The following is a 25,809-nucleotide window of genomic DNA, read 5'->3' as shown; positions in this document are numbered from 1 at the left end:
GGGTGGCCGTTAGGCATTGTGCGCGCTCGTTCGGAGCCGCATGCCCAGGCAAAACCGGTAAGCACTTCTGCTGAAGGCGCAGCTACTAGCAGGTTTCTGGCGATGATACGAGGCTTGAAAGCCCCCTCCTTCATGGATTTGGCGCTCAGAACGGCCGAAAATGCCGGAAAAGCGGGCGAAGTTCCGATCGGGTGCGTGGTGGTCCGCAATTACGAGGTGATCGCCACCGCGGCGAACCGGACGCTGACCGATTATGACCCCACCGCCCATGCCGAGATCGTCGCGCTGCGCGAGGCCGCGAAAAAGATCGGCAGCGAGCGCCTCGTCGACTGCGACCTCTACGTGACGCTGGAGCCCTGCACCATGTGTGCGGGCGCGATCTCGTTTGCAAGGGTGAGGCGCCTCTATTACGGCGCCGCCGATCCCAAGGGGGGCGCGGTCGAATCCGGCGTGCGGTTCTTCGCCTCCCCGACCTGCCACCACGCGCCGGACGTCTATTCCGGAGTCGGCGAGAGCGAGGCGGCGCGGCTGCTCAAGGAGTTCTTTCGCGAGCGGCGCTAGCTGCCTGCGAAAAACTCGCGCAGCGCTTGGGCTGTCACATCCGGGTTCTCCTCCGTGAGGAAGTGGCCGGAATCCACCGGCATCCCCACGACGTTCGTCGCCCATTGCTGCCAGGTGTCGAGCGGCGTCGCCGCGGCCTGTGCCACGCCGGCGTTGCCCCACAGCGCCAGCATGGGAATGGTGATCTTCTTGCCGGCTTCGAAATCGGCCTTGTCGAGGTCGTAGTCGAAATAGGCGCCGGCGCGATAGTCCTCGCACATCGCATGCACGCGGGCGGGATCGCGGAACGGGGCGATGTAGTGCTCGAGCGCGCGCGGGTCGATGGCATCCAGCGTCCTCGACCTGGTCTGGCTCGCCATCTTGAAGCGCAGGAAGAACTCGCCATTGCTCGAGATCAGCGTCTCCGGCAGCGGATAGGGCTGCGCCAGGAAGGTCCAGTGATAGATCTTCAGCGCGTAGGCGCGGTTCATCCGCTCCCAGTAATTATAGGTCGGCAGGATATCGAGCACCGCGAGCTTCGACAGCCGGCCGGGATGGTCGAGCGCGAGGCGATAGGAGACGCGGCCGCCGCGGTCGTGGCCGGCCAGCGCGAAGTGCACGTGACCGAGCCGCTCCATCACCTCCACCATCGCCTTGGCCATCGCGCGCTTGCTGTAGGGGATGTGCAGCGCATCGCTCTCGGGCATGTCGGACCAGCCATAGCCCGGCAGATCGGCGATGATCAGCGTGAAGTGCTTGGCCAGCTCAGGCGCGACCTGGTGCCACATCACATGGGTCTCGGAGAAGCCGTGCAGGAGCAGCAGCGGCGGCCCGCTGCCGCCGACGCGGGCGAAGATCCGGCCGAAGGAGGTGTTGATCCATTCGGAGGCAAAATCCGGATAAAGGTCGGCGAGATCGGACATCTTGTTGCATCCTTGAGAGGTCAGTCGGGGCCTGCCCCCGACACCTAAAATTGCGAAAACAACCCCATGCACAGTACCGGTATCATCATCGGGGTCAGTAAGCCCCACGACTGATTACACATTCTGGGGTGCACATGTGGCCATCCGGTGACGACGACCGCGCCAAGCTAGCTCTGGACGAGCCCTCGCTCAGCCCTTGGCCTTCTCCGCCTCCACCGCCTGCCAGCCGATGTCGCGGCGGCAGAAGCCCTCGGGCCAGCTGATGCGGTCGACGGCCTGATAGGCGCGGGCCTGGGCCTCCGTCACGGTCTTGCCGAGCGCGCAGACATTGAGCACACGGCCGCCATTGGCGAGGATCGCGCCGTCCTTCTCGACCGTGCCGGCGTGGAAGATCTCGACGGTGTTCACCTTCGCCGCGTCATCGAGTCCGTCGATCCGCGTACCCTTCTGGTAGTCGCCGGGATAACCCTTCGCCGCCATCACCACCGTGAGCGCGGAGTCCGGATGCCAGCGCAGATCGAAATTCTTCAGCTGGCCGTCGCAGGCGGCGAGGAAGGCCGGCACGATGTCCGACATCATGCGCAGCATCAGCACCTGGCACTCGGGATCGCCGAAGCGGACGTTGAACTCGAACAGTTTTGGCCCCTGCGTCGTCAGCATGATCCCGGCATAGAGGATGCCGCGGAACGGCGTGCCGCGCTGCTTCATGCCTGATACCGTCGGCAGGATGATCTTGGCCATGATCGCGTCGTGGATCCCGGGCGTGACCAAAGGCGTCGGCGAATAGGCGCCCATGCCGCCGGTGTTCGGCCCGACGTCGTGGTCGAACACGCGCTTGTGGTCCTGGGCGGAGGCCAGCGGAATCGCCGTCTCGCCGTCGCACAGCGCAAAGAAGCTGATCTCGCGGCCCGGCAAGAACTCCTCGATCACGACTTCAGTGCCGGCCTCGCCGAAAGCGCCCTCGAACATCATGGCGATGGCGTCCTCGGCCTCGCGCACGGTCTTGGCGACGACGACGCCCTTGCCGGCGGCGAGCCCGTCGGCCTTCACGACGATCGGCGCGCCCGTGCTCTGCACGTAGGCACGCGCGTCATCGGCGTTGGTGAAGCGCTTGTAGGCGCCTGTGGGAATACCGAACTCGGTGCAGAGCGCCTTGGTAAAACCCTTGGAGCTTTCGAGCTGGGCGGGGATCTTGCTCGGGCCGAACGCCTTGATGCCGGCAGCGGCGAGATCGTCGACGATGCCGGCCGCCAGCGGCGTCTCCGGCCCGACCACCACGAGCTCGACCTTGTTCGTCTTGCAGAAGTCGATCACCGCGGCATGGTCGGCGATATCGAGCGCCACGCATTCCGCCTCCCGCGCGATGCCGGCATTGCCGGGCGCGCACCAGAACCTGGTCACCAGGGGGGAAGCCGCGATCTTCCACGCCAGGGCATGTTCGCGGCCGCCGGAACCGAGCAGGAGAATGTGCATCGAAGGCTCAGAATGAAGGATTTGCTGGGGGCGGAGGTCGCACGAATCGGCTCGCGTCTCAAGGGGCTTGTCCCGAACTCCCCGCCATTCAATCTGCCCGTCATTCAGGGTACGCCCGCTCGGACCACGACTTTTCGCCGTGCGCACGATCAGGTACACGGTCTGCCGTCCCACAGCGCGCTTGCCGGGGCGGATCGTACAAGGGCTGATGGATGAACCCTGAGAAGCTGCAGCCGGGCGCTCCGGCCCTGGAGAAGGGACTGGACCTGTTGGAAGCGCTGGCGGGCGCGTCGCGCGGGCTCAGCCAGAAGCAGCTCGCCGAGTGCGTCGGCCGCTCCGTCAGCGAGATTTTCCGGATGCTGGTGGCGCTGGAGCGCCGCGGCTATGTCGCGCGGGACCCGGCGACCGGCGAATACACGTTGACGCTGAAACTGTTCCGGATCGCCTCGCAATTCCCGCCGACCGAGCGGCTGCTGAAGGCGGCGCTGCCGGTGATGGAGCAGCTCGCTTCCCGCGTGCAGTTGTCTTGCCACCTCACGGTGTTGCACGGCGAGCAGTTCATGGTGATTGCCCGCATCGAGCCGGAATGGTTGATGGGCTGGTCGGTCAAGGTGGGAGCAGTATTTCCCCTCACCCAGCAATACGCTTCTGCGAAGGTCCTGGCCGCATTTCAGCTCGAAGGCCGGCGCCAGGAGCTTGCCCATGTCATCGCTGAACACGATCGCATCAGCGCCAAGAAGGCGCTGGCAGCGCTAGACCGCATTTCCTCGGAGGGAGGAAACTTCTCCAATGACGACGGCTACACGCGCATCCTGGCCTATAGCTGCCCGATCATCGAAGCCTCCGGCCGCGCGGCCGCCGCATTGACCGTTCCACTGGTGAGGCAGGATCGGATTCCCGCGAACGAAGCCGACACCATTGCGGCCGAGCTGCGCAGCGCCGCCAGGATCGTTTCCGAGAAGATCGGCGGCGTCGCTTAAGCGACCGTGGTACCGCCGTCGACGACCCAGGCCGCACCGTTGACATGCGCGGCCTCGTCGGAGGCCAGAAACGCCACGATATTGGCGACATCCCGCGGCCGGCCATGAACAACCGCGCCGTTTCGGCGCAACGAAACGGCGTTATCGCGCGCCTGTCCCTCCAATTCCCGGATCATGCGCGACTCGATCGGTCCGGGGAGAACGGCATTGACCCTAATGCCGGTCCCGCTCACCTCGAGCGCCGCCGTCCGCGTCAGTCCAAGCACCGCGTGCTTGGACGCGACATAGCCGGCGAGCCCCGCACGCCCGCGGATCGCCGACGTCGACGCCGTATTAATGATCGCGCCCGCGCCACGTTGCGTCATTCGTGCAAGCACATGCTTGAGGCCGAGAAAGACCCCCTTCACGTTGACCTGCAGCAGCCGATCAAATGTCTCGTCGGGATATTCGTGGAGAGGAGCGACAACGCCCTCGATGCCTGCATTGTTGGCGAATATGCCGATCGGCCCCAACTCTGCTTCGACCGTTTCGACGAAGGCCGCCGTATCGAGGGCACTGGAGACATCGGCGCGGATGGCAAGCGCCCTCACGCCGGCGTCCTCGACAAGGCGCGCACTGGCGTTTGCCGCCACTTCATCGCGGTCGACGATCGCGACCGCAGCGCTCATCTGTGTCAACCTCAGCGCAATGGCCCGACCAATATCGCCCCCGCCGCCGGTGACGAGCGCCACCGGCCGCCGGTCATTTGCGGTCATGATTTCAGGAACTCGCAGCCGCCCTCCTCCAGAGGCCGCCAGGCCTCGGACGGTGCAATGGTCTTGACCAGCTTGTAGTAATCCCAGGGCTGCTTGGATTCCGCGGGCGTCTTCACCTCGAACAGATACATGTTGTGCAGCTTGCGACCGTCAGCCCGCACGCTGCCCTTGCCGAACAGGGGATCATCGGTCGGCAGCTTCTTCATTTGTTCGACGACGGCCTTGCCGTCGCTGGAAGCGCCGAGCGCATCGACCGCCTTCAGGTAATGCAGGGTCGTCGCGTAGGCACCGGCATGCAAAGCGGTCGGGTAGCGGCCGTTGTTGCGCGGTGCAAACCGTTTGGTCCAGGCGCGGGTATCCTCGTTCAGGTCCCAGTAGAAGGATTCGGTGAACTGCAGCCCCTGCGCGATCTTGAGGCCGAGCGAATGCACATCGCTCAGATAGAGCACCGTCGCAACCACGCGCTGGCCGCCCTGCGGAATACCGAACTCCACCGCCTGCTTGATGGAATTGATGGTGTCGCCGCCGGCATTGACCAACGCGATGATTTCCGCCTTCGAAGCCTGGGCCTGCAGCAGGAAGGAGGAGAAGTCCTGTGTATTGATCGGCGTACGCACCCCGCCGAGGATCTTTCCGCCGAATTTCTGCACGACATTCTTGATGTCGCCTTCCATGGCGTGGCCGAACGCGTAGTCCGCAGTCAGCAGGAACCAGCTCTTGCCGCCACTCTCGACCACCGCGCGCGCAACGCCCGACGAGAGCGCATAGGTATCGTACGTCCAGTGCACGAGATTGGGCGAGCAGGACTTGCCGGTCAGATCGGACGAGGAGGCGCCCGATACCAGCAGCGTCTTGTTGTTCTGCTGCACGACGCTGCGCACCGCGAGTGCGACGGCTGAATTCGGCGCATCGACAAAGACGTCGACACTCTGGCGATCGATCCACTCGCGCGCGATGTTGGCGCCGAGATCGGCCTTGTTCATGTGGTCGCCGCTGATGACTTCGATCGGTCGGGTCATCTTGTGAGCCGAGGCCTGAAAATCCTCGACCGCCATTTTGGCTGCCAGCAGCGAGCCCGGGCCGGTGACATCGGCATAGAGGCTGGACATGTCCGTCAACACGCCGATCCGAAGCGGCTTTGCCTCCTGCGTCTGCGCACCGAGGCCCGTCATGCCCAACGCAAGGCCGCCGGCGCCGGCCAACAGTCGGCGGCGGCTTACACGATATTGTCCTGCCATGTCCGAACCCTCCCTTGCTTTGCCCGCGCTTTCCGCGCGCTATTAGCCGCCCGCACGTACATCGCGCGCAGGCTGATCTTTTGTTTACGGGGTAAGCCGCTCGATGAGCCGCCGGTCCTCGACCTCGAACCCGCCGCCATAGACGTCCGACACCATGAAATGCGCGCCGAGGATTTCCGGATTCAGTTCGGCGATGGGATCGTACGCGCTGGCGTGCAGGGTCATGGAGGCGCGGCCCGGCACCGGCTTGGAGTATTTCAATGGCGTGCGGCGATAGACGATGTCGGCATAGGCCGTGCCGAGCCGCTCGGGATGCGGCAAGCGGCGCACGTGGATTTCACCGGCCGGCAGCTCATCGCCGTCGACGATCCTGACGACCGGTGCGGACGCGTCAGGCGTGAAGGAGAAATCGGCAAGTGAAATGCCGCGACGACGGACCCACCCGGTGATTGATCCGTCCGGATGCTCATCGAAGGCGTAGTGGGTATCCTTCTTGGTGTAGCCGAACACCTCGCGCCCCGCGCAGATCCCCATGGGATCGCTGCAATACATGAAGATATGCGTCTCGGTGAACAGCCCGTTGTAGCGCACCGGCACCGAGATCATCAGATCGAACATCTCTCCGGCGTGCACGGCCAGGGAATGGCCGGGCGAGCGCATGAAGCGGAAAGCGACGCGATCGCTCGCGATCTCGAACGGCGTGTCGGCAAGCAGTGTTGAGACCTTGCCCGGGGCGACGCGGGTCATGATCTCGACGGTGCGCAAGGTGCAGCCCCACTCCACCGGATAGGCCGGCGAATAGGGCGGATTGACCCCGCTGTTCGGCTTGAGCCGGTATTCGCCAAACACGCGCCGACGCGGATCGTCGGGATCGGTGATCACATCGCTCATCGGCTCGGCTCGCTCTGTTTTTATATATGATTTTATAATTGCATATATGAAATTAAGGCTGAGTCAAGCCGCGGCTTTCCGACCGCATGCGAGGCGCGCACGGTCGCGCGAGCATGGCGGTCTCCGGCAAGGCTTCGGCTGGCAGCCTCTATCGGCTGACGGCCTAAACCTGCCTCCCCGCAATAATCTCCTGCAGCGTCGCCACGTGCCTTGCGAACGCCCCACGGCCCGCAGCGGTGGCGGTGACCGTGGTCTGCGGCTTCTTGCCCACGAACGCCTTGTCCACCTGGACGTATCCCGCCTTCGCCAGGGTCTCGATGTGCGCGCCGAGATTGCCGTCGGTGGCGCCGGTCAGCTTCTTCAGCCGCGAGAACTCCAGCCCCGCTGTCGCAGGCAGCGCGTTCAGCGCTGCCATGATCTTCAGCCGCAGCGGCTGGTGGATGATGTCGTCGAGCTCCGCCACGGCTAGCCCCGCCGCATCCAGAGGGTACCCGCAATCAGCGCGCCGCCATTGACGGCCGCCATCCACGGCAACAGCGGTACACCCGGGATAGTGAAATATCCGATCAGCGTCAGCGCGATGATGGTCGCGCCGAGCGGTGCAAAGGCGTAGCCGAACCGAAGCCCCGCCGTCAGGTAGACCAGCGTGATGTAGACCTGCCAAAACACCGTTTGCTGCCGCGGCGAGAACCTGCCGAAGTAGCAGCAGACGAGGCCGAAGGCGGCGATCAGCACAAGCGCCAGCAGACTGCGCCTGTCGAACAGACGAATTCCGTTTCGCGAAAGATGATAGGCGCCGAGAGCAACGAGGCCGAGGGCCGAGACGACGTAGAGTGCAAACCAGAAATACAGCCCGTCATTCACCACGAACCAGCTGTTCCAATAATGGGCCCCGTAGCGCGGCCAGAACCAGATCAGGGCATCGTCGGCAAACGGCAGCACGGCCCACAGCAGCAGGACGAGGCCAGAGACCAGGTAGATCTGCGACCGCCGCACAGGACGAATGGTATTCTCGCGCTCGTTCAGCGCATCGGAAGCCCGCTTGCTGTCGGTCACGGGAGCGCTCCTTCCTGGGTCTTGGCTGCAGGCCGGTGGATGATGTCGTCGAGCCCGGGCATGCGCTAGATCCGCCGCATCCAGAGGCCGCCGAGGACGAGGCCACCGCCGTTGACGAAGGCCATCCAGAGCGGGAACGCCTCGCCGATGTAGAAGAAGCCGAACAGCGTCAGCGCCGTGATGCCGAGGCCGATCGCAACGAACACGTAGCCGAACCAGAGCCCGGCGAGTGTGTAGAACAGCATGAAATAGATCGGCCAGAACGTTCCCAACTGGCGCGGACCAAAATGACCGACGACGCTGGTGACGAGATAGCCGAACGCGAAGAACAGTGCGAATACCAGGAACAGCCTGATGCCAACGCCGGCGCCAAAGGGGTGGCTTTTCGGATCGAACACGCGAAGTGCAATCAGGCCGCCGACGCCCAGAACGTCTACAGCAACCCAGGCGTAGGCCGCGTAGATCGGCCAAAGCCAGGTCACGAGATTGGCCGCGAACACCAGCACGCCCCACCAGACCGCTGCGAGGCTCGCCAGCTCATAGAGCTGCGATTGCTTCACGCGCTGGACGATATCGTCGATATCGGCCAGCGCTGCGGACGCCTCCCTGCTGTCGATCATGACTGCCCTGCCCCGCGCGTTGCCACGTCCTCGGCGATCACCAAGATCGCCTTCGGATGGGTGACGATGCCCATATGATTGATGCCGTCAATGACCTTGACGTCGACCGACGGCTTCACCGCCTGCACGGTCTCGGCATATTTGTCCGAGATCATCATCTCGTCCTCGGCACCGCCGAAGATCGTGATCGGACGCGTGGTTGCCGGAAGATCGACGCGATAGCCGCGCGTCGCGAAATTGCGCATCAGGCGGTCGGAATAGGTCGAGGTGAGATACTTCGCCGAACTTGCCGGCACCGCGAAGGCGAGCACCGGAAGCTGCGCACAGCAGTCGATGCCGAGCTTGCGCAGGGCCGTCAGTCCCAGGAAACGTGGAATGTCGGCACTGACCCAGCCACCGTTGCTCGGCCGGTTGGTCGGTGCGTCATAGCCGAGATAGGGCGCGAGCAGCACGGTGCGCACGAACATGTCCTGCATGATCGGCGTCGCGGCGACGCGCAATGAGAAGCCGGCGCCGGCAGAATGGCCGATCAGAGTGAGCGGCAGATCCGGCGCGGTCTTGCGCAAATGGGCGACGAAATCGACGAGGTCGTCCTCGAGCTGGCCGACATAGCCGATATCGCCGCGGGTGCCGGAGCCGCCATGGCCGCGGATGTCGAGCGCCCAGGTCTCCACGCCGCGCGCGGCGATCGCGTGGGTCAGCGCATGGTTGACGGTGCCGCTGGAGCCGGACGAGCCATGGATGAAGATCGCGCCCCGGCCCGCCGCCGGGCCCCCGGAGCCATTTCCGTTCCGATGGGATCGGGCTCCGAATTCCTGTTTTGACGCGTTTTCTTCACGCGAACCGGCTTCCACTTCGCTTGAAAACGCTTTGGGCGCGTAGTGGCGATAGCCGATCCAGGTGCCGTCGCGGGCCTGGAAGCGCTCCAACGCAGGCAGGGTGGACCAGTCGATCCCCTTGGTGGAGTCGGAGACCGACCGCATCTCGGGCGGCCGCGCCAGCGGCGTTGCGATCATCACAGTCAGCATCAGCGCCACGCCGCCGACCGCACACAGGGCCCATTTCAGACCGCTCAAAACGCCGCGCAGCAACCGGATCGCCATGGCCTACTCCCTCAAATGCACCAATCAATAGAGAACTCTATAATACCGAGTACTCTTCAAAACAATCCCTGGATTGGCGCCGCGCGGCGAAAATCCTTAACGTCGGGTCTGACCCCAAAATGCCGAATCGTTTGCCGATGCCGCCTGCGGAACAACTGAACAACGCGTTTGAATTCACCGTCTCCGAGCTCTCCCAATCCCTGAAGCGGACGGTGGAGGATACCTACGGCCATGTCCGGGTCCGCGGTGAGATCTCGGGGTTCCGCGGCGCCCACTCCTCCGGCCATTGCTATTTCGCGCTCAAGGACGAGAGCGCCAAGATCGAGGCGGTGATCTGGAAGGGCGTGCACGGCCGGATGCGCTTCAAGCCCCAGGAAGGGCTCGAGGTCATCGCCACCGGCAAGCTGACGACCTATCCGGGCTCCTCGAAGTACCAGATCGTGATCGAGGCGCTGGAGCCGGCCGGCATCGGCGCGCTAATGGCGCTGATGGAGGAGCGCAAGAAGAAGCTCGCCGCGGAAGGGTTGTTCGACGAAGCGCGCAAGCAGCTGCTGCCGTGGCTGCCGGAGGTGATCGGCGTCGTGACCTCGCCGACCGGCGCCGTGATCCGCGACATCCTGCACCGGCTGGAGGACCGCTTCCCCCGCCGCGTGCTGGTGTGGCCGGTGAAAGTTCAGGGCGACGGCTCGGCCGAGCAGGTCGCGGCCGCGATCCGCGGCTTCAACGCGATTGCCCCGGGCGGCAAGATTCCGCGGCCCGATGTGCTGATCGTCGCGCGCGGCGGCGGCTCGCTGGAAGACCTCTGGTCGTTCAACGAGGAGATCGTGGTGCGGGCGGCAGCCGAGAGCATGATCCCGCTGATCTCGGCGGTGGGGCACGAGACCGACATCACGCTGATCGACTTCGTCGCCGACAAGCGCGCGCCGACGCCGACGGCGGCGGCCGAGATGGCGGTTCCCGTGCGCAGCGAATTGTTCGTCGAGGTCGCCGATCTCGGACGCCGCACCCGCGCCTATTGGCAACGCAGCCAGGAGAGCCGCCGCAGCGAGCTGCGCGCCGCCGCACGCGCGCTGCCAGCGGCGGGCGATCTGCTGGCGATTCCGCGGCAGCGGCTGGATTCGGCAGGAAGCGCCCTGCCGCGCTGTCTCAAGGCCAACACGCACGCGCATTTCCGCCGGTTTACCGCCGCAAGTTCAAAGCTGACGCTGCGGGTGCTGCACGGCCAGATCACGCAGGCCGACCACCGCCTCACCGTGTGCGGCGAACGGCTGGGTCTGTCCGCGCGCTCGCTGCTGCGGCGGCGGCGCGACCGCTTTGCCGGACTCGAGGTTCGCTTGCGCGCGTCGAAGCTCTCCAATGCGCAGGCGCAGCGCAACGCCATCGCCCGGCAGCGCGAGCGCACGCATCGCCTCAGCGAGCGCGCCGGCCGCGCACTCGTCACGTTGCTGCAGCGGCTGGAGGCCCGCGTCGAGAACAGCGGCAAGTTGCTGTCGGCTTTGTCGTATCGCAGCGTGCTCGCGCGCGGCTTTGCGCTGGTGCGGGACGAGGCGGGACATCCGCTGCATGCGGCGGACAGCATCGGGCCGAATGCGCGGCTCGAGATCGAGTTTGCCGATGGCCGTGTCGGAGCAACGGCGGACGCGGATCGGCCGGCGCCAACGGCAAAGCGCGCGCCAGCGCAGCCAAAGTCGGCTGCGGCGGACGCAAAGCCCGCGCCGAAGCGCGTGGCCAAGCCGGTGGATCAGGGCAGCCTGTTCTGAGGTGTGAGAACGGCGCTCCACTCTCGGTGTCATTCCCCGCGAAAGCCGGGAATCCAGTACGCCTCAGCTTCTCGATGACTCACAGCCGCCTCGGCGTACTGGATCGCCCGGTCAAGCCGGGCGATCGATTGTGTGGGACGCGCGTGTATTCCCAAGCGTCATTGCGAGGAGCTCGCGACAAGATAGCGTAGCAATTTTGCGCTGAAGCGACCAAGCAATGACGGAGCATGTCGGGACAGCATGCCCCTACTTACACGACAATCCCGCATCGATCGTGGTCCAGAAGCCGCAATGTTCCGGCGCGCGCTGTGGCGCGCCGGCGTGGGCCTCGTACAGGAAGATCGCGACGGTGAAGACGGCCAGTGCGGAGGCGAAGAGGACGATGCGCATGAGGACTGCGTTTAATCGACATCGTGGTCGAACTAAGGCGCCGTCACGTGCTGAAACCGGTGCGCATGCGATCCGTAGATTCCCGGTCGGCCATCAAGTCCGTGCAGGGCGGTGGTCGATGCGGGGCTGTCCGCCTGAATTTGTTCCTCGGGCGGCCCCGCTTCCGCCTTCGCTTCGACCGAGCTACGGCTCGACAAGTCCGCTCATCCGAACTAGCGCGCCAGCCATTGCGCGACGTCCTTCTGCGACTCCGCGCGCGCCTCGGCATCCGTGCCGAGATGGCCGCGCTCGGGCACGGCGGCATCGTTGCTGCCGCCGGCTGCGTGCAGCGGCGTGTTGGCGCGGTCGAAATCGTGATAGGCGCCGGGATAGACCACGATGCGTGCGAGCGCGCTGCGGCCATGCGCGCCCTCGACCATCTGGCGGCAGGCCGGCGGCGAGGAGACATCGTCATTGGCGCCGATCAGCACCAGGGTCGGCACCCGCGTGCTCCAGCCGAGACCGGCGGAGATCCGGCAGTCCGGATAGAACGCGATCGCGGCGCGGAAATCCGGCTCCAGGTCACGCGCCGCGCCCTGCGGCCGCACGGCCCACAGCAGCGCGCTCGCGCCGTTGGCCCAGCCCATCAGGCTGACGCGATCGCGCGCCACCCAGGACTGCTTCATCAGCCAGGCGCGCGATGCTGCGACGTCGGTGACGCGCTCACGCCTCGCCTTGACGTGCATCTCCTTGACGCGGCATTGCGGCCCGAGCTCGCGCGAGCCGTAGCTGTCGGGCAGCAGCACGGCATTGCCCGCCCTGAGCAGGCGCTCGGCCCAATCGCGATAGCGCGGCAGCACGGGATCGGAATGGCTGCCGAGGCCGCCGCAGCCGTGCAGCGCGATCACGGCCGGAAACGGCCCCGCACCTTCTGGCTTGTAGAGCTGAGCGTGCAGCACGCCGGACGCCAGCGGAATGTCGACCGGCTGCGGCGCCGGCGCGGCACGCGCGGCCGACATCAGCAGCATCAGGAACAGGGTGGTCAGTCGAAGGCGCATCGGACTCTGCCAAAGGAGATGCCGGAACCAGCGATCCTTCGCCCAAGCACTATCACGCGGAAACGGCGGCAAAACATCACAAACCGGTGGGTTTACCGGGCGGACAAGCCACCCTATCTATGCTACATCCCGTCCAACACATCGTGCCCTCCAGTTTCCACGGAGCGGCCTTCCACGGAGACTTTCGACCGTGCTGAACAAGTTCGGCCCCTCGGGCCATGGCGAAGCGCAAGTGCAATATCTCGACGGCGACTTCCGCGTGATCTCGCCGGGGACCTTCGTGCGCTGCGCCATCACCGACACGCGGATTCCGCTCGACGAGCTGAAGTACTGGAGCGTGGATTTGCAGGAGGCCTACGCCACACCCGCCGCCGTGCTGCAGCGGCATTTCCCCGGCGCGCCGAAACCGCAGCAATGAGCTTTCCGCCCTCCTAGGGTGGACAAAGGCGCAAAGCGCCGTGCCTACCATCTCTCGATGACCGCGATGGACAAGGTGGGCACGCGTCGCTTTGCCCACCCTACGAGAGCGAGTTCGTGGCGTCGTTCTGCTATTGCTGCTCGTGACCATCCGCACCCACACAAGTCTTGATCGCGCTCTTCCTGGCTTCGCCGACGACCTTCTGATCAATCGCCTGCTTCAGGCAATCGAGCCGCGCCTGCGCCATGCAGAGCTGCAGCTGGTCGCGCTTGTCCTGCCCCTTCAGGCTCGCCGTTGTGGCAAGGCACGTCACGCGCTTGGTCGCGGGAACCGGCACCGTGCTGGTTGGCGCAGCGGGAGAAGCCGCAGGCGGCGTTTGTGCGAACACGGGCGCAACGATCAGACACACAAGGCTGGCGGCAACGGTCGCAGACGGCAGTTTCATCGAATTCTCCTGATCGTCGGGAACCGATAGGCGTTTTGCGATGAATGTCGCCTGAATGGCAGGCTGCTGCAGGTTGGGCAAAGCGCAGCAGTGCGGCATGGCACGAGCGGTGCAGCTTTTGCACATCATCGGGATGAGGTGATGTTCGCATGCACCTGAACAGCGAGCTCACAGAGGAAAAGATCTCCATCGTGTCGATCCGCGTTGCATCGAAGAATACTTGCACTCCGTAGTTAGTCATTTCGCGTTGTGGTTGGATTCTTTGTCGCGATCCGGCGCCCTTAAGTTGTTTGACGAAGTCTTGTTGAAACAGAGAGCTGCTACAGTGTTCGTTAGGTAATTGGCCCTGTTCCTTTTATCGCACAGACAATCAGGTCAACCAAAACGGCCCTCGAGCTTTGGAATTGGCGCAGTCTGTGAACGGGCTCATATCGAAAGAGCCATCTGACGGGCTACGATCACCTCGAAAATTTGCGGTGGAATATCTGTAAATCGAGAGTCAAACGATGGGGGTGATCATGCCCACCATATTGGACCTGCTCTATCGTGAATATTGTCGCGCCCGTCTCGCTGAAATGCGCAAACAGCTTCTGATCGCGGCTGAACGCGCCGAAGCTCTCGAAGCGCATCATCATCCTGCGGATCAGGTTGACGATGAGAGGACGGACGCACATCGCAAGACCGGTCTCGGCCTGCCGCATTGAAGTGGCCCGCAACCGGCGATCTCTCCCGCGTAGCAGTGACCAAGCAATTGGCAACAGTTTGGGAGTGAACAATGAATACGCCCGAATGCTATACCGTCGTGGTGGCCTGCGTCTCGTGCCTGACCATTATTGGATTAATGGCCGTTGGGGCGTGGTGAGCATGACTGATTGCCGAGCCGCGATTCGCGTGAAGAAGGCGCGTCAAGAACGGGAATTCAGAGCTCCGGTTCTGCTCATCAGAACCGAAGCTCCAAAGCGCGATGCGATTAGGATGAATCGTCATCGCGCTTTGGGTTGGTTCAAGCATGATCTTTTCGGAAAACCGCTGCGCACTTTTCCGGATTATGCTCCAGGTCCGGATGTCAGCTTCCGGGCGGGGTATACGAAGAACGCAGCTTCGCCGCGTTCTGGCGAACCTGCTTGATCTCGTCCTGCGTGAACAACCTGGTCAGTTTCACATTCTGCAGGGTGCCGGCGGTGACGGTCAGGCCGGAAATGGCCGGCGCCGCACCCGGATCAGGCACATCGAAAATCACCAAAACGCCTGGGCCGTCGGCCGCAACGCTGTACATCGAAAGCAGCTTTCCGCCGGCGGCTTCGATGAGCTTTCGTGCCGCCTCCTGGCGATCGGTCGTGGGATTCTCCAAAATGGCATTGAGAGCGCGTGGGGTGTACTGTCCGGTGAGGCAAAAATGCATGGCATGTTCTCCTCTGGTTTTTTGGCAATGATTCTCCCTGCCGTTCCGAACTGATCGTTACGGCCGCTGCATCTGAAGTGATGAAGGTACTGCCCGCCGTGGGCATAAACGCCGCCGATGATTTCCGGGAGGTCGGCACGTCCCGGTGACGGCTCTGATGGAAGGCTACATCAACTCCCGAACGTGCGGAAGAGAATTCATCAGCCGCGACATGTCGCCCGATCAGTTGTCGAATACCGCATGGCGATGGATGAATTGTTTTTCCATCCTTTGCTCTTTGGCTACGGCGGACTAGCTTGCCCACCCAACGAGATCATCGCCTGCTGAACCGCCGCTCGCGCGCCTTGTAGAGATGATCGCTGATCAATTGCCGGAGCGCTGCCGGATCATCGAATTCGAGCTGCACGGCGAACGGCACGATGCTGTCAGGCACGCCTTCACGGCCGCGGAGGCGCGCGAGATCCTTTTCCGTCGTCACCAGTGTGTGCTGCTCGCGCTGCGCCTCCGCTGCGAGAGCTGCGATCTCGTCGTTTGAAAACATGTGGTGATCGGCGAAGGCGCGCGTGCGCGCGACCTCGATGCCGCAGGCGCGCAAGCTGCGGAAAAATCGTTCGGGATCGCCAATGCCCGCGAATGCGAACACCGGCTTGCCCAAAAGTCTTGCGACCGACCCGGCGTCCGGCTTCAGGCGCGCACGCAGCTCCGGCTTGTCGCGCTTGGCAAGCTCGGTCGCGACATCGTTGGCGGCGCGGCCGTCGCCGATCAACACCAGCGCGTCGGTGCGCGCAAGCTGCGCCTTCAGCGGCGCGCGCAGCGGGCCGGCGGGAAATACCTTGCCGTTGCCGAGGCCACGTTCGCTATCGATCACGATCAGCGAGGTGTCCTTGACCAGGCGCGGGTTCTGAAAGCCATCGTCCATCAGGATGACGGTGGCGCCTTGCGATTTGGCGAGCGCGACACCCTCGAGGCGGTCCCGCGCGACAGCGACCGGGACGTCGCGCGCCATCATCAAGGGCTCGTCGCCGACGTCGGAAGCGGTGTGGCGCGCGCGGTCGACCATGACCGGGCCCTTCAGCCGTCCGCCATAGCCGCGACTGAGCACCACCGGCGTCTCGCCGAGCTCGCGCAAAAGCTTCGTCAGCGCCAGCACGGTCGGCGTCTTGCCGGCGCCGCCGACGTGATAATTGCCGACGCAGATCACGGGGATGCCGGTATCCACGCCTTTGCGCAGCATGCGCCGTTCGGTGATCGCGCCGTAGAGCGCTCCGAGCGGCCATAACGCGTACGACTGGAGGGAACGTGGCCGGTACCAGAAGGCCGGCTCACGCATTGGCGGCTCCCATCTCGATCCGCAGCTGCAGCAGATACGGCTCGAGTGCGATCATGGTGCGATCGAGCGCGCCGCCGAGCTCCTCGACCACGCCGCTGCCTGCGCGCTGCATCTTGTCGCGCAAGGTGGGATCGGCCAGCAGCTGGCCGAGCTGCTTGACCAGCGCCTCCTGCGTGTCGGCCTGGCGCGCACCGCCGCTGCCGTCGAGCGCCTCATAGACATCGGCGAAGTTGAAAACGTGTGGGCCATGTACGATCGCGGCCCCGAGCTTGATCGCCTCGATCGGGTTCTGCCCGCCATGACGGATCAGCGATCCGCCCATGAACACGATCGGCGACAGCCGGTAGAACAGGCCGAGCTCGCCCATGGTGTCGGCGACATAGATATCGGTGGTCGCGGTCGGAAGCTCCTCGCGCGAGCGCAATGCCGGCTTCAGGCCTGAGGCCGTGATCAGGCCGGCGATCGAGGAGCCGCGATCGGGATGCCGCGGCACGATCACGGTGAGGAGCTGCGGGAAGAAGCCGGAGAGGCTGCGATGCGCGGCGACCAGCATCTCGTCCTCGCCCGGGTGGGTCGAGGCCGCGACGATGATGGGGCGCCCGCGCGTCATCGCCATCAGCCGTTCGAGCTTGGCGGGATCGGCCGGCGGCGCCGACACGTCGAGCTTGAGGTTGCCCGTGGTGACGACGTCGCGGCCGCCGAGCGTGGAGAAGCGCTCGGCATCGGTCTTCGACTGCGCAAGGCAGATGTCGAAACGCGACAGCAGCGCCGAGATGGTGCCCTGCATGCGGCGCCAGCGCGGGAAGGAGCGCGGCGACATCCGCCCGTTGATCAGCACCATCGGCACCCGGCGCGTCGCGCCCGCCAGGATCAGGTTCGGCCACAGATCGGATTCGATGAACAGCGCCAGCGACGGCTTCCAATGATCGAGGAAGCGCGCGACATAGCGCGGCGAATCATACGGCACGTATTGATGGATGACGTCGGGCGGAAAGCGCTTTGCGACCACTGCGGCCGACGTGACGGTGCCCGAGGTGAGCAGGATGCGTAAGTTGAGATCGCGCAGGCGCTCGATCAGCCCCGCCGCGGCCAGCACCTCGCCGACACTGGCGCCGTGGATCCAGACCAGCGGACCATGCGGCCGCACGTCCCGGGACAGGCCGCGCCGCTCGCCGACGCGCGCGGGATCCTCCTTGCCCTGCTTCAGCCGCCGCTTGATCAGCGCCGGCGCAAGCGGCACCAGGCCGGAGGCCAGGCGCCGGTACATCCGCAGCGTGATCGGCAGCGCAATGGGCAGCGATTTAGGCATCTTCCGGTCCCGGGCGGCCGAGTTGCGCATAGGCGCGGCGGGTCGCCTCGTTCAACGTGTCTTCCAGCTCCTGCCGCAGCGCTTCCATCATGGCGGCGTCGGCGTCCGGCGGAACGTGGATTTCCTTGATGCCGACCAATGCGCCCCGCCCGAATGGCAAATTGATGGTGGTGCGGTCCCAGTTCTTGAGCCGGACGAAGCGGCTGGTCGCCATCGCGAAAGGCATGATCGGCCGCCCCGATTCCCGTGCCAGCATGATGATGCCGAGCCCGGCCACGCGCGAGCGCTTGGGGACATCGGCGGTCAGCGCGACATTACAACCGGTCTGGAGCGTGCGCACCATTTCCTTGAAGGCGCCGACCCCGCCCTTGCGGTGGAAGGCGCCGCCATGATCGCCGGAACCGCGGATGGTGCCGATGCCGAGCCGCTCGGCGGCGATCGCATTGAACTCGCCGTCGCGGTGGCGGGAGATCAGGACCTTGGCGCGATAGGAAGCCTTGTTCTGGTTCTTGATGAAGGGCGTGAGGAAATGCTGGCCGTGCCAGAACGCGAAGATCGCAGGGAGCTGCGGCTCAACCTGCGCATAGACGTCGGGCGGATCCAACGTGAATTTGTTGGTCCGCCAGACCAGACGCAGATATTCGGCCGCCAGGACCCCGACGGCACGCTGAACGAAGCTGCTTCGCAGCGTATTGCGAAGCAGTTTTTTCAACGCGCCGGTTCTTGATTCGGGTCGAGCAACCGGTGGAGATGGACGATGAAATAGCGCATCTGCGCGTTGTCGACCGTGCTCTGCGCCTTGGCCCGCCAGGCGGCATGCGCGGTCGCATAATTCGGATAGAGGCCGACGATCTCGACGTCGTCGAGATTCTTGAAGACGTTCTGCTCGAGATCGACGAGCTCCCCGCCGATGACGAGGTGAAGCAGTTGTTGCGGGGCACTATCTGGCATGAGTTCTGTTCCTAGCGGGCTGCCCGGCAAAAGCAGTGTTCGACGAGCACGACGAAAAGCGCTTTAGGCCAAGGGACGGTTTCGAAAATGCGCGACAATGCCCGCATGACGATCGCGTCCCGCTGCCACCAGCACCCCGTGCGCCACTTCCCGGCGGTTATAGAGGATGGGTTCTCCGGAGAGGTCGCTCATCCTACCATCGGCTTCCTGCACGATCAAATCGGCCGCCGCAAGGTCCCAATCATGGCTGTTGCCCCCCGCAAAAGCCGCATCCAGCGCGCCGTGGGCGACCCGGCACAGGCGTAGCGCGAGCGAGCCGATTCGCGGATGCAGCTTGATCTCGCGGCCGGAGCTGTTGAGCCGTTCGACCATGGGTTTCGGGCCGGCGACACGGGAGAAGTCGAGCACCGATCCGGGCGAAGCCTGCACGGCTGCGCCGTTGAGCGTGGTGCCCTGGCCGCGTGCGGCGAAGAAGAACTCATCGGTCGTCGGCGCGAACACCGCGGCCAGCACGGGCGCGGCATCCTCGACCAGCGCGACGCTGACGCACCAATCGTCGTGGCCGTTGAGGTAGTTGCGCGTGCCATCGATGGGATCGACGATCCAGGTCAGCCGCCGCGACAGCCGGGCCGCATCGTCGGCGCTCTCCTCCGAGAGCCAGCCATAATCCGGCGTCGCACTGCGCAAGCGCGTTTCGAGCAGGTCGTTGACGGCGATGTCGGCTTCCGAGACCGGCGAGGACGCACCCTTGGTCCACTTCTTCAGCTCGGTGCGGAACATCGAGTGCGCCAGCGCGCCCGCTTCCCGCACCGTGTCCTGCAGCAGCGCCGCATCGCGCGTCAGGATGGTTTCGCCCGGGGCGTTCGCCTCAACGTCCGCCAAGCGTCAATCCCTCGATGCGCACCGTCGGCGCATTGATGCCGTAGCGGAACTCGAGATTGTTCGCGGGCTGCATCGACTTGAAGATCTCGAACAGATGGCCGGCGATCGTCACCTCGCTGACGGGATAGGTGATCTCGCCGTTCTCGATCCAGAAGCCGGAAGCGCCGCGGCTGTAATCGCCGGTGACGCCGTTCACGCCGGAGCCGATCAGATCGGTGACGTAGAAGCCCTGCTTGATATCGGAGATCAGCTCGGCCGGCGTCGGCGTGCCGGGCTCGAGATGCAGATTGTACGGCCCGGGCGACGGCGAGGAAGAAACGCCGCGGTGAGCATGGCCGGTGGTGGCAAGGCCGAGCTCGCGCGCAGTGGCGCAGTCGAGCAGCCAGGTCGTCAGCACGCCCTCGTCGATCAGCGCGATCTTCTTCACGGCAACGCCTTCGGCGTCGAACGTCTGCGAGCGCAGGCCGCGCTTGCGCAGGGGATCGTCGATGATGCGGATGTTCTTCGCAAACAGCTGCTGGCCGAGCTTGTCCTTGAGGAAGCTGGTCTTGCGCGCGATCGAGGCGCCGTTGATGGCGCCGACGACATGACCGACCAGGGAGCCGGCGACGCGCGGATCGAACACGACGGGCACCTTGCAGGTCTCGACCTTGCGCGGATTGGAGCGCGCCACCGTGCGCTCGCCGGCGGAACGGCCGACGATCTCCGGCGACAACAGGTCTGCGCCATGCGGCGCCGAGGTGAAGTCGTAATCGCGCTCCATGCCGGTGCCTTCGCCCGAGATGGCGGTGGCCGAGATGCCCTGGCTGGAGCGCAAATAGGAGCCGTGGAAGCCGGTCGAGGTGACCAGCACCATGCCGCCCATGCCCGCGGACGCCGAGGCGCCGCCGGATTTGGTGACGCCCTTCACGGCGAGGGCCGCAGCCTCGGCTGCGAGTGCGCGGCGCTCGAGCTCGCTGGTGGCAGGCACATCGGGATCGAGCAGATCGAGATCGGGGAAGTCGCGTGCGAGCAGCGCGGGATCGGCGAGCCCGACATATTTGTCGTCGGGCGCAACGCGCGCCATCGCGACCGCGCGTTCGGCAAGCTTGGTCACGGCATCGCCGCTGACGTCGTTGGTCGAGACCACGGCCTGGCGCTGGCCGACCAGCACGCGCAAGCCGACGTCGTCACCCTCGGAGCGCTCGGATTCCTCGACGCGTCCGTCGCGCACCTCGACGCCTTGCGAGACGCCGCGCACCGCGACCGCGTCGGCCGCATCCGCGCCGGCGCGCTTGGCCGCCTCCACCAGCCGCTGCGCCAGATCCGACAAGGCGGACTGGTCGAACAGGTCGCGGCTGGCCTTTGACCCCTTGACGGAATCCTTGGACGAAAGCGTCGAGCTTGCGGATGGTGAAGAGTTCACGAACGAAATCCTGTTGGGGCGGGGGTTCGGGACCGGAACCCACAGATGTGCCCTGATCGCGCGGACTTCAAGCATTTTCAGCCCGCCAAAAGCTCAGATTCGCACCTTTGGCGCAACGTCTCGTCAATCATGCGCGCCAAGGTCTTGTCAATCATGAGCAGCAGTGACGGTGGGTTAACCAGCCTTTTTAAGCGGTTTCGGAAAGCCGCGCGCTAAGGTCCTCGCATCGACCGGGAACATAATCCCGGCGGGGAGAACTAAAGCCGTGAGGCGTCAAACAGCAACATGCGGGGTCGCTCCCGCCGGGTCGAGCCGCTCTCTGCGGCTCGACCCCCTTTCCCTTCCGGTCCGCTTCGATGCGCACGATCCGCGCGCCGACGGACATGTCAGGCAGATCGAGCTTCATCGCGAACGCGTCGTGCTTCGCCGTGCCGTTCGCGGCATGCAGATGGCGATCAACGTCCGCGTCAGCGACTTCACAGGCGTCGCACTGCGCGGCAATGACGAAGCGCAGGCCATCGTCCTGGTGCATCGCGATCCCTCGCTCTCCGTTCCGCTGCTCGTCGGCGCGGAAGGCGACGAGCTCGTCGAGGCCTTGGCGATCTGGAGCGAGCTGTTCGCGCTTCCGCAGCTCGACGAAGGTGCGCGCAAGCCCGCAGCCCGCCGCCGCCGCGCCAATGCGATCCGCGCCCGCCGTCCGAAATTCCTGATGCGCCGCCGCGTTGCGATGGCGCGCGAGCTGTCGGTTCATCGCGAAGAACGCGAGATCATCGCGAGGAATTAGACGGCATTCACAGGTGCCGTAGGGTGGGCAAAGCGAAGCGTGCCACCTTTTTCAATCATTGAGAGATCGTGGGCACGGCGCAAGGGCGCCTTTGCCCACCCTACGGCAGCTACGCCGCCCGCATCACCGCGTCCACCAGCAACCCCGCAAACAGCAGCGCTCCCGCATATTTGTTCGACTTGAACAGGCGCAGGCACAGCTCGGGATCGTCGATCCTAAGCCGCATGATCTGCCACGCCAGATGCACGGCGAAGGCGATCAGCCCGAGCCAGGCCGGCCAGCGAGCATCGCCTGAGGCCAGCGCGACGCCGATCAACATCACAGCGAGCCCGTAGAACAGGATCAGCGCCTGGTGCGTGTGCGCGCCGAACAGGCGCGCGGTGGACTTGATGCCGATCAGCGCGTCGTCGTCGGCGTCCTGATGCGCGTAGATCGTGTCATAGCCGATCACCCATGAAATCGCGCCGGCATAGAGGACCATCGCGGTGACGTCGATGCGGCCGAAGGTGACGGCAAATCCCATCAGGGCGCCCCAGGAGAAGGCAAGCCCGAGCACGATCTGCGGCCACCAGGTGATGCGCTTCATGAAGGGGTAGATCGCGACGATCAGGAGCGAGGCGATGCCGGTCAGGACCGCGAAGCGGTTGAATTGCAGCAACACGACGAGACCGATCACGGCCTGCGCGATCATGAAGGCCAGCGCCTGCTTCGTGCTCACCTGCCCCGAGGGCAGCGGCCGCGAGCGAGTGCGCTCGACCTTGGCGTCGAGGTCGCGGTCGGTGATGTCGTTCCAGGTGCAGCCCGCCCCGCGCATCACGAAGGCGCCGATGAAGAACAGCACGATGGTGAGCGGCAGTCCGCGGACGTCATGCGCCATGCCGCTCGCGAGCGCCGCCGACCACCAGCACGGCATCAACAGCAGCCATGAGCCGATCGGACGATCGAAGCGGGACAATCGCAAATAAGGCCGCGCCCATGGCGGCGCGAGCGTATCGACCCAGTTGCCGGTGGAATCGGCAACGCGGGCGGATGTGCTAGTGCCCAGTTTTCGAAGTTCGTATTCCATCGCGGCGTATTCCGGTACGAACTTCGAAAACTACAAGGGCACTAGCAAGAAATTATAATTCACGTGCCGCTTGTCGATTTGAAGTTCCTATGAGGATCTCGCGGCAAGCACCGTAGGAACTTCAAATCGGCGGCACGTGTATCATCGGGTCAGGACGTTGCCGTTGAGCGTGTCGAAGGTGCTGCCGCCCTTCTTGCCGGCATTGGCCTCAGGCGCCGAGCCTGAACCGAGCACCTCGCTCAGCGACGGGCCGGCCGGACCGCGCGGCTGGTTCTGCATCTGCTGCGCGACGTTGCAGACCTTCGTCGCCATGGCCTCGGTATTCTTGTGACCGTCCTTCATCTGCGCGCCGATCTGCGCCGGGATTCCGCATTTGGCGGCGTGGGACTCGATGTACTTGATCATCTTGGTCTCAGCCTGGCTGAAATTGCGGATCAGCTTGCAGGCTTCGTCCGGCGGCGCATGACGGTCGCTCGCGGCCTTGATCAGCTTGCCGCGCTTCTCGGCTTCCTCGCGCAGAGGAATGAAAGCCTTCATGCAGTCCTCGCCGGGGCCGCCCTGGGTCGGCGGGGCCGCGCTGAACGCGCCAGCGCCGCCGACGGGCGCGGCGCCATTCACGGGAAAGGACGATTGCGGTGCCGTGCCGACCGAAGCGGTCGGCGCCGAGCCGTTCACCGGGGGAAACGCGGAACTGGTGGCGGCCTGGTTCGGCAGCGGCGCCGGGAAGGCGCTTTGCGCATAGGCGCCCGCGGTGCTCAGGGTGACCATGGCGGCAGTGATCGGAACCATCAAATGACGGATCATCAGGATAGTCTCTCCGGCAGGAGCTACGGGGTTCAGCGTCTTCCCAATTGAAGCGCAACCAGCGTGTTCGCGTTTTTACGATTCCCGCCGGCGCTTAACAACCCGTTGAATAGGGCAAGAGCGCGGCGCGGGGACGCACCATTTCGGCAATATTTACCCCCGGAATGGCTGCTTTCGGTTAAGAACGGCCCCAAATCGGACCCCTGAACGATGCCCTCCCACGATTTTCGCGCTCCCCGCCTGTTCGTCGACGCTCCTCTTGCCCAGGACGCCAGGATCCCGCTCGACCGCGACCAGAGCAATTATCTCGGCAATGTGCTGCGACTTGCCGCCGGAGCCGAGGTTCTGGCCTTCAACGGCCGGGACGGCGAGTGGCAGGCCGCCATCGAAGGTCGCAAGCGGCCGGACGGTCTCGTGATCCTGCAGCAGACCCGGCTCCAGGACGGACTGCCCGACGTCGCCTACGTTTTCGCCCCGCTCAAGCATGCCCGGCTGGATTACATGGTCCAGAAGGCCATCGAGATGGGCGCCGCCGCGCTGCAGCCGGTCCTGACCCGGTTCACCCAGACCTCCCGGGTCAACACCGAGCGGATGCGCGCCAATGTCGTCGAGGCGGCCGAGCAATGCGGCATTTTGAGCATCGCCATGGTCGCCGAGCCGGTGCCGCTGGAGCGGTATCTCAGTCAGCGCCCTGCGGGCCGCCTGCTGATCTTCTGCGACGAGGCGGCGGAGGTGCAAAACCCGGTGCAAAGCCTGCAAGACACCCGCGAGGCCGGACAGGGGATTGACGTGCTGATCGGCCCCGAAGGCGGCTTTGCCGAGGAAGAGCGGGCCCTGCTGCTGCGGCAGCCCAGGATCCTCCGGCTGGCGCTCGGCCCGCGGATCATGCGGGCCGATACCGCCGCCGTGGCCGCCCTGGCGCTGGTACAGGCGGTGCTGGGCGATTGGGGCAATGCCAGCTGATCCCGGCGTTGCCCGCCTGTTAAGCGATTGATCCTTTGGAGGTCGAAACCGCTTTCGGGCCATGCTAAGGGCAGCGCAATTCGCTTGCCTCCCCTTGCCCTGCCCGGTTCCACCGGGACGATGGACCCAGTTATGACCGCGACTGCCACCTCAAATGCTGCCGGCTCCGCCGCCTGGGCGGATACGCTGCTGTTGTCGTTCGCGCAGGCCGGTTACGTCAGGGCCGAGCCTGCCATCCTGCAGCCGGCCGAGCCGTTCCTGGACCTCTCCGGCGAGGACATCCGCAAGAGCCTGTACCTGACGAGTGACCTCTCCGGCGAGGAACTGTGCCTGCGCCCGGACCTGACCATTCCGGTGGCGCGCGATTACCTGACCTCCGGTCGTGCCGGCCAGCCGGCCGGGTTCAGCTATCTCGGCCCGGTGTTTCGCTACCGCAGCGGTCAAGCCAGCGAATTCCTGCAGGCCGGCATCGAATCGTTCGGCCGCCAGGACCGCGCCGCGGCCGACGCCGAGACGTTGGCGCTCGGGCTCGAAGCGACCGCGGCCTTCGGTGTCCGCGACGTCGAGATCCGCACCGGCGACGTGGCGCTGTTCAACGCGCTGCTCGACGCGCTCGACCTCTATCCGGTCTGGCGCCGCCGCCTGGTCAAGGATTTCAACCGCAAGATCAGCCTGGAAAAGGATCTGGAACGGCTGGCGGCCGCGACCACCGCCACCCGCAGCGAATATGAGGGCGTGCTCGCCGCCCTCGCCGGCTCCGACCGCAAGGCGGCGCTCGCCTTCGTCACCGATCTGATGTCGATCGCCGGCACCACCAATGTCGGGGGACGCACCACGGCCGAGATCGCCGACCGCTTCCTCGAGCAATCGACGCTGAAGGGCGGTGCGCTGCCGCGCGAGGCGATTGCCGTGCTCAAGCGCTTCCTGACGATTGCAGGCAATCCCGACGATGCCATCGCCGAGCTGCGCGCGCTCACTGCCGACGCCAGGCTCGACCTCACGGCTGCGATCGACCAGTTCGAGAGCCGGGTCGGCTTCATGGCGGCGCGGGGCATCGACGTGAAGCAGACGCGCTTCTCGACCGCGTTCGGGCGCGGGCTCGACTATTACACCGGCTTCGAATTCGAACTGCATCACCGGGGCAACGGCGCCGAGCCGCTGGTCGCCGGCGGCCGCTATGACGGGCTGATGACCCAGCTTGGATCGACTGAACCGATCCCTGCGGTCGGCTTCTCGGTCTGGGTGGATGCGCTGACGAAGATCGGCCGCAAGGTGGGAGCTTAA

General features: G+C 65.0%; 29 protein-coding genes. 8 read left to right on the top strand and 21 right to left on the bottom strand.

The window, feature by feature from the left end:
- Positions 1-102: 102 nt before the first annotated feature.
- Positions 103-561 (top strand): nucleoside deaminase, encoded by a 459-nt coding sequence (locus XH81_RS23855; protein ID WP_038947486.1) that lies wholly within the window; start codon positions 103-105, stop codon positions 559-561.
- On the opposite strand, the gene XH81_RS23850 is transcribed toward XH81_RS23855, so the two are convergent.
- Together XH81_RS23850 and purD are read right to left on the bottom strand one after the other, a co-directional pair.
- The gene (locus XH81_RS23850) at positions 558-1,463 is read right to left on the bottom strand and encodes an alpha/beta fold hydrolase (protein WP_097669100.1); all 906 of its coding nucleotides are present in this window, start codon (positions 1,461-1,463) and stop codon (positions 558-560) included. The genes XH81_RS23855 and XH81_RS23850 overlap by 4 nt on opposite strands.
- 189 nt (positions 1,464-1,652) lie before the next feature.
- On the bottom strand, positions 1,653-2,936 hold the full coding sequence (gene purD / locus XH81_RS23845; protein ID WP_152103575.1) for a phosphoribosylamine--glycine ligase: 1,284 nt from the start codon (positions 2,934-2,936) through the stop codon (positions 1,653-1,655).
- 212 nt (positions 2,937-3,148) lie between these two features.
- Here purD and XH81_RS23840 point away from each other — a divergent pair, with 212 nt between their 5' ends.
- Positions 3,149-3,916, top strand: coding sequence for an IclR family transcriptional regulator (locus XH81_RS23840; protein WP_049801865.1), 768 nt, complete (start codon positions 3,149-3,151; stop codon positions 3,914-3,916).
- Here the strand turns inward: XH81_RS23840 and XH81_RS23835 are convergent.
- From XH81_RS23835 to XH81_RS23805, 7 genes are all read right to left on the bottom strand, one after another.
- Positions 3,913-4,671: an SDR family NAD(P)-dependent oxidoreductase gene (locus XH81_RS23835; RefSeq protein ID WP_028140123.1), complete on the bottom strand. Its 759-nt coding sequence runs from the start codon at positions 4,669-4,671 to the stop codon at positions 3,913-3,915. The genes XH81_RS23840 and XH81_RS23835 overlap by 4 nt on opposite strands.
- A complete protein-coding gene (locus XH81_RS23830) occupies positions 4,668-5,843 on the bottom strand; it encodes an ABC transporter substrate-binding protein (protein ID WP_085967869.1) in 1,176 nt (391 codons plus the stop codon). Before XH81_RS23830 ends, XH81_RS23835 begins: the two co-directional genes overlap by 4 nt.
- Before the next feature lie 150 nt (positions 5,844-5,993).
- Positions 5,994-6,800 (bottom strand): acetoacetate decarboxylase family protein, encoded by an 807-nt coding sequence (locus XH81_RS23825; protein WP_197742267.1) that lies wholly within the window; start codon positions 6,798-6,800, stop codon positions 5,994-5,996.
- Between the two features lie 163 nt (positions 6,801-6,963).
- A complete protein-coding gene (locus tag XH81_RS23820; protein WP_028140120.1) occupies positions 6,964-7,263 on the bottom strand; it encodes a winged helix-turn-helix domain-containing protein in 300 nt (99 codons plus the stop codon).
- A gap of 2 nt (positions 7,264-7,265) precedes the next feature.
- Positions 7,266-7,856, bottom strand: a complete 591-nt coding sequence (locus tag XH81_RS23815; protein ID WP_028140119.1) for a hypothetical protein — start codon at positions 7,854-7,856, stop codon at positions 7,266-7,268.
- A 65-nt stretch (positions 7,857-7,921) separates the two neighbouring features.
- Entirely contained in the window at positions 7,922-8,476 is a 555-nt protein-coding gene (locus XH81_RS23810; protein ID WP_028140118.1) for a hypothetical protein, read from the bottom strand.
- A complete protein-coding gene (locus tag XH81_RS23805) occupies positions 8,473-9,579 on the bottom strand; it encodes an alpha/beta hydrolase (protein WP_028140117.1) in 1,107 nt (368 codons plus the stop codon). The genes XH81_RS23810 and XH81_RS23805 overlap by 4 nt, the downstream gene beginning before the upstream one ends.
- A gap of 137 nt (positions 9,580-9,716) precedes the next feature.
- Here XH81_RS23805 and xseA point away from each other — a divergent pair, with 137 nt between their 5' ends.
- Positions 9,717-11,339, top strand: coding sequence for an exodeoxyribonuclease VII large subunit (gene xseA, locus XH81_RS23800; protein WP_028140116.1), 1,623 nt, complete (start codon positions 9,717-9,719; stop codon positions 11,337-11,339).
- A 246-nt stretch (positions 11,340-11,585) separates the two neighbouring features.
- Here xseA and XH81_RS23795 read toward each other — a convergent pair whose 3' ends face one another.
- Together XH81_RS23795 and XH81_RS23790 are read right to left on the bottom strand one after the other, a co-directional pair.
- Entirely contained in the window at positions 11,586-11,729 is a 144-nt protein-coding gene (locus XH81_RS23795; RefSeq protein ID WP_162832261.1) for a hypothetical protein, read from the bottom strand.
- A gap of 212 nt (positions 11,730-11,941) precedes the next feature.
- Positions 11,942-12,766 (bottom strand): dienelactone hydrolase family protein, encoded by an 825-nt coding sequence (locus XH81_RS23790; protein WP_028140115.1) that lies wholly within the window; start codon positions 12,764-12,766, stop codon positions 11,942-11,944.
- A 190-nt stretch (positions 12,767-12,956) separates the two neighbouring features.
- On the opposite strand from XH81_RS23790, the gene XH81_RS23785 reads away from it, so the two are divergent.
- On the top strand, positions 12,957-13,184 hold the full coding sequence (locus XH81_RS23785) for a DUF2093 domain-containing protein (protein WP_018321926.1): 228 nt from the start codon (positions 12,957-12,959) through the stop codon (positions 13,182-13,184).
- A 130-nt stretch (positions 13,185-13,314) separates the two neighbouring features.
- Here the strand turns inward: XH81_RS23785 and XH81_RS23780 are convergent, their stop codons facing one another.
- Positions 13,315-13,629 carry a hypothetical protein gene (locus XH81_RS23780; RefSeq protein WP_028140114.1) on the bottom strand — a complete coding sequence of 105 codons (315 nt, stop codon included), beginning with the start codon at positions 13,627-13,629 and terminating at the stop codon, positions 13,315-13,317.
- Between the two features lie 506 nt (positions 13,630-14,135).
- On the opposite strand from XH81_RS23780, the gene XH81_RS23775 reads away from it, so the two are divergent.
- Positions 14,136-14,333, top strand: a complete 198-nt coding sequence (locus XH81_RS23775) for a hypothetical protein (RefSeq protein WP_162832262.1) — start codon at positions 14,136-14,138, stop codon at positions 14,331-14,333.
- A 362-nt stretch (positions 14,334-14,695) separates the two neighbouring features.
- Here XH81_RS23775 and XH81_RS23770 read toward each other — a convergent pair whose 3' ends face one another.
- The 7 genes from XH81_RS23770 to XH81_RS23740 all read right to left on the bottom strand — a co-directional run bounded on the left by XH81_RS23770 (position 14,696) and on the right by XH81_RS23740 (position 20,908).
- On the bottom strand, positions 14,696-15,031 hold the full coding sequence (locus XH81_RS23770; protein WP_018321923.1) for a GYD domain-containing protein: 336 nt from the start codon (positions 15,029-15,031) through the stop codon (positions 14,696-14,698).
- 313 nt (positions 15,032-15,344) lie between these two features.
- Entirely contained in the window at positions 15,345-16,361 is a 1,017-nt protein-coding gene (gene lpxK, locus XH81_RS23765; RefSeq protein ID WP_028140112.1) for a tetraacyldisaccharide 4'-kinase, read from the bottom strand.
- Entirely contained in the window at positions 16,354-17,700 is a 1,347-nt protein-coding gene (locus XH81_RS23760; RefSeq protein WP_085967873.1) for a 3-deoxy-D-manno-octulosonic acid transferase, read from the bottom strand. Before XH81_RS23760 ends, lpxK begins: the two co-directional genes overlap by 8 nt.
- Positions 17,663-18,382: a lysophospholipid acyltransferase family protein gene (locus XH81_RS23755; protein ID WP_028140110.1), complete on the bottom strand. Its 720-nt coding sequence runs from the start codon at positions 18,380-18,382 to the stop codon at positions 17,663-17,665. The genes XH81_RS23760 and XH81_RS23755 overlap by 38 nt, the downstream gene beginning before the upstream one ends.
- Positions 18,379-18,621 carry a DUF4170 domain-containing protein gene (locus XH81_RS23750; protein ID WP_028134338.1) on the bottom strand — a complete coding sequence of 81 codons (243 nt, stop codon included), beginning with the start codon at positions 18,619-18,621 and terminating at the stop codon, positions 18,379-18,381. The genes XH81_RS23755 and XH81_RS23750 overlap by 4 nt, the downstream gene beginning before the upstream one ends.
- 63 nt (positions 18,622-18,684) lie before the next feature.
- A complete protein-coding gene (locus tag XH81_RS23745) occupies positions 18,685-19,503 on the bottom strand; it encodes a 3'(2'),5'-bisphosphate nucleotidase CysQ (protein WP_028140109.1) in 819 nt (272 codons plus the stop codon).
- Positions 19,490-20,908 (bottom strand): TldD/PmbA family protein, encoded by a 1,419-nt coding sequence (locus tag XH81_RS23740; RefSeq protein ID WP_028140108.1) that lies wholly within the window; start codon positions 20,906-20,908, stop codon positions 19,490-19,492. Before XH81_RS23740 ends, XH81_RS23745 begins: the two co-directional genes overlap by 14 nt.
- A 265-nt stretch (positions 20,909-21,173) precedes the next feature.
- On the opposite strand from XH81_RS23740, the gene XH81_RS23735 reads away from it, so the two are divergent.
- Positions 21,174-21,692, top strand: coding sequence for a DUF6101 family protein (locus XH81_RS23735; protein WP_038947504.1), 519 nt, complete (start codon positions 21,174-21,176; stop codon positions 21,690-21,692).
- Between the two features lie 109 nt (positions 21,693-21,801).
- Here XH81_RS23735 and ubiA read toward each other — a convergent pair whose 3' ends face one another.
- A complete protein-coding gene (gene ubiA, locus XH81_RS23730) occupies positions 21,802-22,758 on the bottom strand; it encodes a 4-hydroxybenzoate octaprenyltransferase (protein ID WP_028140106.1) in 957 nt (318 codons plus the stop codon).
- A gap of 141 nt (positions 22,759-22,899) precedes the next feature.
- Positions 22,900-23,562, bottom strand: coding sequence for a hypothetical protein (locus tag XH81_RS23725; protein WP_028140105.1), 663 nt, complete (start codon positions 23,560-23,562; stop codon positions 22,900-22,902).
- Positions 23,563-23,772: 210 nt separating this feature from the next.
- Here XH81_RS23725 and XH81_RS23720 point away from each other — a divergent pair, with 210 nt between their 5' ends.
- Together XH81_RS23720 and XH81_RS23715 are read left to right on the top strand one after the other, a co-directional pair.
- The gene (locus XH81_RS23720) at positions 23,773-24,525 is read left to right on the top strand and encodes a 16S rRNA (uracil(1498)-N(3))-methyltransferase (protein ID WP_271596385.1); all 753 of its coding nucleotides are present in this window, start codon (positions 23,773-23,775) and stop codon (positions 24,523-24,525) included.
- Between the two features lie 132 nt (positions 24,526-24,657).
- Entirely contained in the window at positions 24,658-25,809 is a 1,152-nt protein-coding gene (locus XH81_RS23715) for an ATP phosphoribosyltransferase regulatory subunit (protein ID WP_028140103.1), read from the top strand.

This window comes from Bradyrhizobium sp. CCBAU 25360, from assembly GCF_028128695.1.
GTDB classification, from domain to species: Bacteria; Pseudomonadota; Alphaproteobacteria; order Rhizobiales; family Xanthobacteraceae; genus Bradyrhizobium; species Bradyrhizobium ottawaense.
Note: the sequence above shows the minus strand (reverse complement) of the source record. Positions and strands in the feature narration are given on the sequence as shown.

What these genes read in the sequence shown, in the direction of transcription:
- XH81_RS23855 (WP_038947486.1), top strand. Translation starts at nt 103, where the DNA reads ATGATACGAGGCTTGAAAGCCCCCTCCTTCATGGATTTGGCGCTCAGA.
- XH81_RS23850 (WP_097669100.1), bottom strand. Translation starts at nt 1,463, where the DNA reads ATGTCCGATCTCGCCGACCTTTATCCGGATTTTGCCTCCGAATGGATC.
- purD (WP_152103575.1), bottom strand. Translation starts at nt 2,936, where the DNA reads ATGCACATTCTCCTGCTCGGTTCCGGCGGCCGCGAACATGCCCTGGCG.
- XH81_RS23840 (WP_049801865.1), top strand. Translation starts at nt 3,149, where the DNA reads ATGAACCCTGAGAAGCTGCAGCCGGGCGCTCCGGCCCTGGAGAAGGGA.
- XH81_RS23835 (WP_028140123.1), bottom strand. Translation starts at nt 4,671, where the DNA reads ATGACCGCAAATGACCGGCGGCCGGTGGCGCTCGTCACCGGCGGCGGG.
- XH81_RS23830 (WP_085967869.1), bottom strand. Translation starts at nt 5,843, where the DNA reads ATGACGGGCCTCGGTGCGCAGACGCAGGAGGCAAAGCCGCTTCGGATC.
- XH81_RS23825 (WP_197742267.1), bottom strand. Translation starts at nt 6,800, where the DNA reads ATGAGCGATGTGATCACCGATCCCGACGATCCGCGTCGGCGCGTGTTT.
- XH81_RS23810 (WP_028140118.1), bottom strand. Translation starts at nt 8,476, where the DNA reads ATGATCGACAGCAGGGAGGCGTCCGCAGCGCTGGCCGATATCGACGAT.
- XH81_RS23805 (WP_028140117.1), bottom strand. Translation starts at nt 9,579, where the DNA reads ATGGCGATCCGGTTGCTGCGCGGCGTTTTGAGCGGTCTGAAATGGGCC.
- xseA (WP_028140116.1), top strand. Translation starts at nt 9,717, where the DNA reads ATGCCGCCTGCGGAACAACTGAACAACGCGTTTGAATTCACCGTCTCC.
- XH81_RS23795 (WP_162832261.1), bottom strand. Translation starts at nt 11,729, where the DNA reads ATGCGCATCGTCCTCTTCGCCTCCGCACTGGCCGTCTTCACCGTCGCG.
- XH81_RS23790 (WP_028140115.1), bottom strand. Translation starts at nt 12,766, where the DNA reads ATGCGCCTTCGACTGACCACCCTGTTCCTGATGCTGCTGATGTCGGCC.
- XH81_RS23780 (WP_028140114.1), bottom strand. Translation starts at nt 13,629, where the DNA reads ATGAAACTGCCGTCTGCGACCGTTGCCGCCAGCCTTGTGTGTCTGATC.
- XH81_RS23775 (WP_162832262.1), top strand. Translation starts at nt 14,136, where the DNA reads ATGGGGGTGATCATGCCCACCATATTGGACCTGCTCTATCGTGAATAT.
- XH81_RS23770 (WP_018321923.1), bottom strand. Translation starts at nt 15,031, where the DNA reads ATGCATTTTTGCCTCACCGGACAGTACACCCCACGCGCTCTCAATGCC.
- lpxK (WP_028140112.1), bottom strand. Translation starts at nt 16,361, where the DNA reads ATGCGTGAGCCGGCCTTCTGGTACCGGCCACGTTCCCTCCAGTCGTAC.
- XH81_RS23760 (WP_085967873.1), bottom strand. Translation starts at nt 17,700, where the DNA reads ATGCGCAACTCGGCCGCCCGGGACCGGAAGATGCCTAAATCGCTGCCC.
- XH81_RS23750 (WP_028134338.1), bottom strand. Translation starts at nt 18,621, where the DNA reads ATGCCAGATAGTGCCCCGCAACAACTGCTTCACCTCGTCATCGGCGGG.
- ubiA (WP_028140106.1), bottom strand. Translation starts at nt 22,758, where the DNA reads ATGGAATACGAACTTCGAAAACTGGGCACTAGCACATCCGCCCGCGTT.
- XH81_RS23725 (WP_028140105.1), bottom strand. Translation starts at nt 23,562, where the DNA reads ATGATCCGTCATTTGATGGTTCCGATCACTGCCGCCATGGTCACCCTG.
- XH81_RS23720 (WP_271596385.1), top strand. Translation starts at nt 23,773, where the DNA reads ATGCCCTCCCACGATTTTCGCGCTCCCCGCCTGTTCGTCGACGCTCCT.
- XH81_RS23715 (WP_028140103.1), top strand. Translation starts at nt 24,658, where the DNA reads ATGACCGCGACTGCCACCTCAAATGCTGCCGGCTCCGCCGCCTGGGCG.